The sequence below is a fragment of the Pseudoalteromonas sp. TAE56 genome, from assembly GCF_000497955.1.
Lineage (GTDB): Bacteria > Pseudomonadota > Gammaproteobacteria > Enterobacterales > Alteromonadaceae > Pseudoalteromonas.
Window position 1 is genome coordinate 1 of sequence record NZ_AUTN01000146.1, and the last position, 4,738, is coordinate 4,738.

A 4,738-nucleotide genomic window follows, 5' to 3' on the forward strand; every position below is an offset into this window, starting at 1 on the left:
AAAGTGGTGGGCGCAGGAGGATTCGAACCTCCGACCGCTCGGTTCGTAGCCGAGTACTCTATCCAGCTGAGCTATGCACCCACTTTCATAGATTGCTTATTTAAACTCTAAGCAGAGCGTATAAATTCAGACATAAAAAAACCGATTTCCATCGGTTTATTTTTCTTACACTTAAAAGTGTATGAAAATATGAAAGTGGTGGGCGCAGGAGGATTCGAACCTCCGACCGCTCGGTTCGTAGCCGAGTACTCTATCCAGCTGAGCTATGCACCCACTTTCATTTTTACTATTACTTGTTTTTACTCTAAGTGAGAGTTTTACTTATTTATACTCTAAGTGAGAGTTTATAAAGTGGTGGGCGCAGGAGGATTCGAACCTCCGACCGCTCGGTTCGTAGCCGAGTACTCTATCCAGCTGAGCTATGCACCCACTTTATAGTTTACTTATTTAAACTCTAAGTAGAGTTTTTGCTTATTTAGACTCTAAGCAGAGTTATTAAAGTATGGTGGGCGCAGGAGGATTCGAACCTCCGACCGCTCGGTTCGTAGCCGAGTACTCTATCCAGCTGAGCTATGCACCCATACTTTAAAACTTTACAAAACACGCCATTAAAAGAAATGGTGGAGAGGGAGGGATTCGAACCCTCGATAGAGCTACAAACTCTATACTCCCTTAGCAGGGGAGCTCCTTCGGCCACTCGGACACCTCTCCGTCTTGTGGGGCGTATAATAAAGATTTCAGAAAATATGTCAAACACTTTTCTACCAAAAACGATTATATGGTTATAGATTGCACATATGCTTGGTTTAAAAGTGTAATTAGTTTGAAATTTAAGCGGGTTACGCGTTTTTATTTGAAGGATTAACACCTAGCACGGGAACTAAGTCATCAGTTAACTGAGCCAAATACTGTTCTTGGTAACCTAACTGTTGAAATTCAGCAATACAAGCACGGTAATAAGCATTTCGTTCTTGCTCTGATGTGCCCTCTTCTGAAAAATCATCTACTCGTTTGTCTTTCATACTATTATTCTAAGTCCTTTAAGAATCTATACTTAACTGCTAAATACCAAGCAGTGTAAATTTCGTGCGTATTCTAGCTAAAACCTTTACATAAATACAACATATGTTTAAAAAACAATCATACTAAAAAGTTATAGCACTGTTAGTTTTAATATTAAAAACTGCCAATAACAATAAATTAGTGAAGCTGAATTGCACATTAACCAGCACTAATAACTACATTTAATTTTTAGTGTAGTACTTATTAATTAAAATACTAATACAAAATAAAAAAACGCCGCTATTAAGCGGCGTTTATTAACTTACTTTGCTCTACTCAAAGCTTAGTCAGCTTGCGGGCGCATATGCGGGAACAAAATAACGTCTTTAATTGTAGATGAGTCAGTAAACAACATTACTAAACGGTCAATACCAATACCTTCACCTGCAGTTGGCGGTAAGCCGTACTCAAGTGCGCGTATGTAGTCTTCATCGTAATGCATTGCTTCATCATCGCCTGCGTCTTTCTCTTCAACTTGGCGTGTAAAGCGCTCTGCTTGGTCTTGTGCATCGTTAAGCTCAGAGAAACCATTTGCAAGTTCACGACCGCCAACAAAAAATTCAAAACGGTCGGTAACAAATGCATTTTCGTCGTTACGCCGTGCAAGTGGAGAAACTTCCCACGGGTAGCCAGTAATAAACGTAGGTTGAATAAGCATGTGTTCTGCTGTTTCTTCAAATATTTCACACAAGAACTTACCTGGGCCCCAAACACAGTTTTCAGGAATTTTAACGTGCACTTGTTTAGCGTACGCTTTTAATTCGTCAAAGTGGTTTTCTGGGTCGTTAAATACCGCAGCATCAAACTCAGGGTTATATTTTAAAATTGCGTCCGCCATGCTTAAACGTGTAAACGGTTGGCCAAAGTCGTATTCAACTGAGTCAATTACTTCGCCGTTTTCGTCTTTAGTTGTATTAACTACAACTGCACTACCTAGTACGTTTTCTGCAACCGTACGTAACATGTCTTCAGTGATGTTCATCAAATCGATGTAATCAGCGTATGCTTGGTAAAATTCAATCATTGTGAATTCTGGATTGTGACGCGTAGATAACCCTTCGTTACGGAAGTTACGGTTAATTTCGAATACACGGTCAAAACCACCTACCACTAAGCGCTTTAAGTAAAGCTCAGGCGCTATACGTAAGTACATGTCGATATCAAGCGCATTATGGTGAGTTACAAACGGACGCGCAGATGCACCGCCAGGTATAACCTGTAGCATTGGTGTTTCTACTTCCATAAAGTCACGGTCTGCTAAAAAGCGACGAATGCCTTCAACTACTTGTGAACGAATGCGGAATGTTTCGCGCGTTGCTTCGTTAGTAATTAAATCAACGTAACGTTGGCGGTACTTTGTTTCTTGATCTGATAAGCCATGGAATTTTTCAGGTAACGGACGAAGTGACTTAGTTAATAATTGGTACTCAGTCATTTCTACGTATAAATCGCCTTTACCTGATTTATTTAGCGCGCCTTTAACACCAATAATATCGCCAGTGTCTAGTTGACCATATTTTTCTTTAAGATCTTTTTGAACATCTTTAGATGCATACGCTTGTACGCGACCTTTCATGTCTTGAATTACAAAAAATGGTCCACGCTTTGCTAAAATACGGCCAGCAATAGACACAACTTCTTGCATTTCTACTAATTCTTCTTTGCTTTTATCACCAAACTGGGCTTGCAAATCAGCCGTGTAATGCTCACGACGGAATTGGTTTGGATGACCGTTGGCTGGGCAATTTTCGCGTATAGCGTCTAACTTGCCGCGACGCTCAGCGATTAACTTGTTTTCGTCTTGGATTTTATCAGTCATTTTTTAGCTCTTTATTAGCTTGGTGGTTATAGGCCAGATTTAAGGCTGGCTTCAATAAATTTATCTAAGTTACCGTCAAGTACCGATTGGGTATTACGGTTTTCAACGCCTGTACGTAAATCTTTAATGCGTGCGTCATCAAGTACGTATGAACGAATTTGACTACCCCAACCAATATCAGATTTAGCGTCTTCTTGCGTTTGTTTTTCAGCATTTTGCTGTTGTAGCTCAAGCTCAAATAATTTAGCTTTTAACTGCTTCATCGCTTGGGCTTTATTTTTATGCTGCGAACGCTCATTTTGACACTGCACTACCGTATTTGTTGGTACGTGAGTAATACGAACCGCCGATTCGGTGGTGTTAACGTGCTGACCACCCGCGCCCGATGCACGGTAAACGTCTATACGCAGGTCTGACGGATTCATATCAATTTCAATGTTATCGTCAACTTCTGGGTATACAAACGCAGAAGCAAATGAAGTATGACGACGACCACTTGAGTCAAATGGGCTTTTACGTACTAAACGGTGCACACCAGTTTCGGTACGTAGCCAACCGTAAGCGTATTCGCCAACAAAGCGGACAGTTGCGCCTTTAATACCGGCAACATCACCGTCGGTCGCTTCAACTAGCTCAACTTTAAAGCCTTTAGCCTCGCCCCAACGTAAATACATACGAAGTAAAATGTTACACCAGTCTTGTGCTTCAGTACCGCCAGAACCTGATTGTAAATCAAGGTAAGCATCGTTTGAGTCATGAGGACCCGAAAACATACGACGAAACTCTAAACCTTCTAACTGTCCGTTTAAATCAGCAAGCTCAGTTTGCGCTTCAACAAAGGTATCTTCATCTTCAGCTTCTACAGCTAGCTCAAGTAAGCCTTCAACGTCGTCAGTACCGGCTACTAGGTTATCGATTGTTTCAACAACCGCTTCTAATGCTGATTTTTCACGGCCAAGCGCTTGTGCGCGTTCAGGCTCATTCCATACGGCTGAATCTTCAAGCTCGGCGTTAACTTCTTCTAAGCGTTCTTGTTTAAGAGCGTAGTCAAAGGTACCCCCGAAGCAATTCAGTACGTTCGCGAATTTCCTTGATTTGATTAATCACAGGATTCACTTCAAACATGTACATCACTCCAAAATGGCTAGGTAATTGCGCCCCTTTAAATGGGATTTTCGCAATAAATTATCGTCAAATGATAAAAACGCCCGATTTTAACAAAAAACCGCGCGCTTTATTAGCATTTTATGCATGATATTACATATTTTTTAATGCACTTTTTCAAGCTCTCTAACTATTAATTGCAGCGTAAATTTACCTCTAAACTCATTTATATCGAGCTGATACGCTACTTTTACAAACTTCGCCTCAGTATCTGGCCACTCTTTTACATCAATACCAAAAGCAATGGCGTCAACTAATCGACCAGATTGGTGCTTTAACACGAGCTTTAAATGCTTTTCGCCTACTATGCGCTGCTGTATTACTTCAAAGGTATGCTCAAACACCGGCTCAGGAAATTGCTGACCCCACGGGCCCGATTGCTTTAATAGCTGGGCAAAATCCATTGTAAAGCAGTCGTTTGGCAGCTCGCCGTCGGTAAACACAATGCAGCGTTTACTTTCTTCACTTAGTTGCGCGCTAACTGCGGCATCAAACGCTTTTTTAAAGTCGTTAAAGTGTTGCTCGTTAATACTTAAACCGGCGGCCATTGCGTGACCACCAAATTTATTAATTAAATGCGGGTCGGCGGTATTAAGTCCTTCGAGTAAATCGCGCATGTGTAGCCCTTCAATAGAGCGGCACGAGCCTTTTATTTCACCATTTTCGCCACCAGCGAATATAACGGTAGGGCGG

General features: G+C 41.3%; 4 protein-coding genes and 5 tRNA genes. All 9 read right to left on the minus strand.

The window, feature by feature from the left end; genetic code table 11:
- Positions 1–4: 4 nt before the first annotated feature.
- A tRNA-Arg gene (locus tag L656_RS0118775) sits at positions 5–81 on the minus strand.
- A gap of 115 nt (positions 82–196) precedes the next feature.
- Positions 197–273 (minus strand) — tRNA-Arg (locus L656_RS0118780).
- Between the two features lie 79 nt (positions 274–352).
- A tRNA-Arg gene (locus L656_RS0118785) sits at positions 353–429 on the minus strand.
- Between the two features lie 74 nt (positions 430–503).
- Positions 504–580, minus strand: a tRNA-Arg gene (locus L656_RS0118790).
- Positions 581–618: 38 nt separating this feature from the next.
- Positions 619–711, minus strand: a tRNA-Ser gene (locus L656_RS0118795).
- Positions 712–839: 128 nt separating this feature from the next.
- The gene (locus L656_RS0118800) at positions 840–1,022 is read right to left on the minus strand and encodes a hypothetical protein (RefSeq protein ID WP_024597674.1); all 183 of its coding nucleotides are present in this window, start codon (positions 1,020–1,022) and stop codon (positions 840–842) included.
- A 323-nt stretch (positions 1,023–1,345) separates the two neighbouring features.
- The gene (gene lysS, locus L656_RS0118805) at positions 1,346–2,881 is read right to left on the minus strand and encodes a lysine--tRNA ligase (RefSeq protein ID WP_024597675.1); all 1,536 of its coding nucleotides are present in this window, start codon (positions 2,879–2,881) and stop codon (positions 1,346–1,348) included.
- A gap of 26 nt (positions 2,882–2,907) precedes the next feature.
- Positions 2,908–4,006, minus strand: a protein-coding gene (prfB, locus tag L656_RS0118810) for a peptide chain release factor 2 (protein WP_139016071.1) whose coding sequence is annotated in 2 segments (ribosomal slippage) — positions 2,908–3,930 and positions 3,932–4,006 — 1,098 coding nt in all. Because the reading frame shifts where the segments join, the coding sequence is not laid out codon by codon here.
- A 143-nt stretch (positions 4,007–4,149) separates the two neighbouring features.
- Positions 4,150–4,738 (minus strand): DHHA1 domain-containing protein (locus L656_RS0118820; protein WP_024600340.1); only part of this gene is annotated, 589 nt, incomplete at its 5' end.

Excerpts from the sequence above, each read along its gene's own strand:
- lysS (WP_024597675.1), bottom strand. The coding sequence starts at position 2,881 with ATGACTGATAAAATCCAAGACGAAAACAAGTTAATCGCTGAGCGTCGC.
- L656_RS0118800 (WP_024597674.1), bottom strand. The coding sequence starts at position 1,022 with ATGAAAGACAAACGAGTAGATGATTTTTCAGAAGAGGGCACATCAGAG.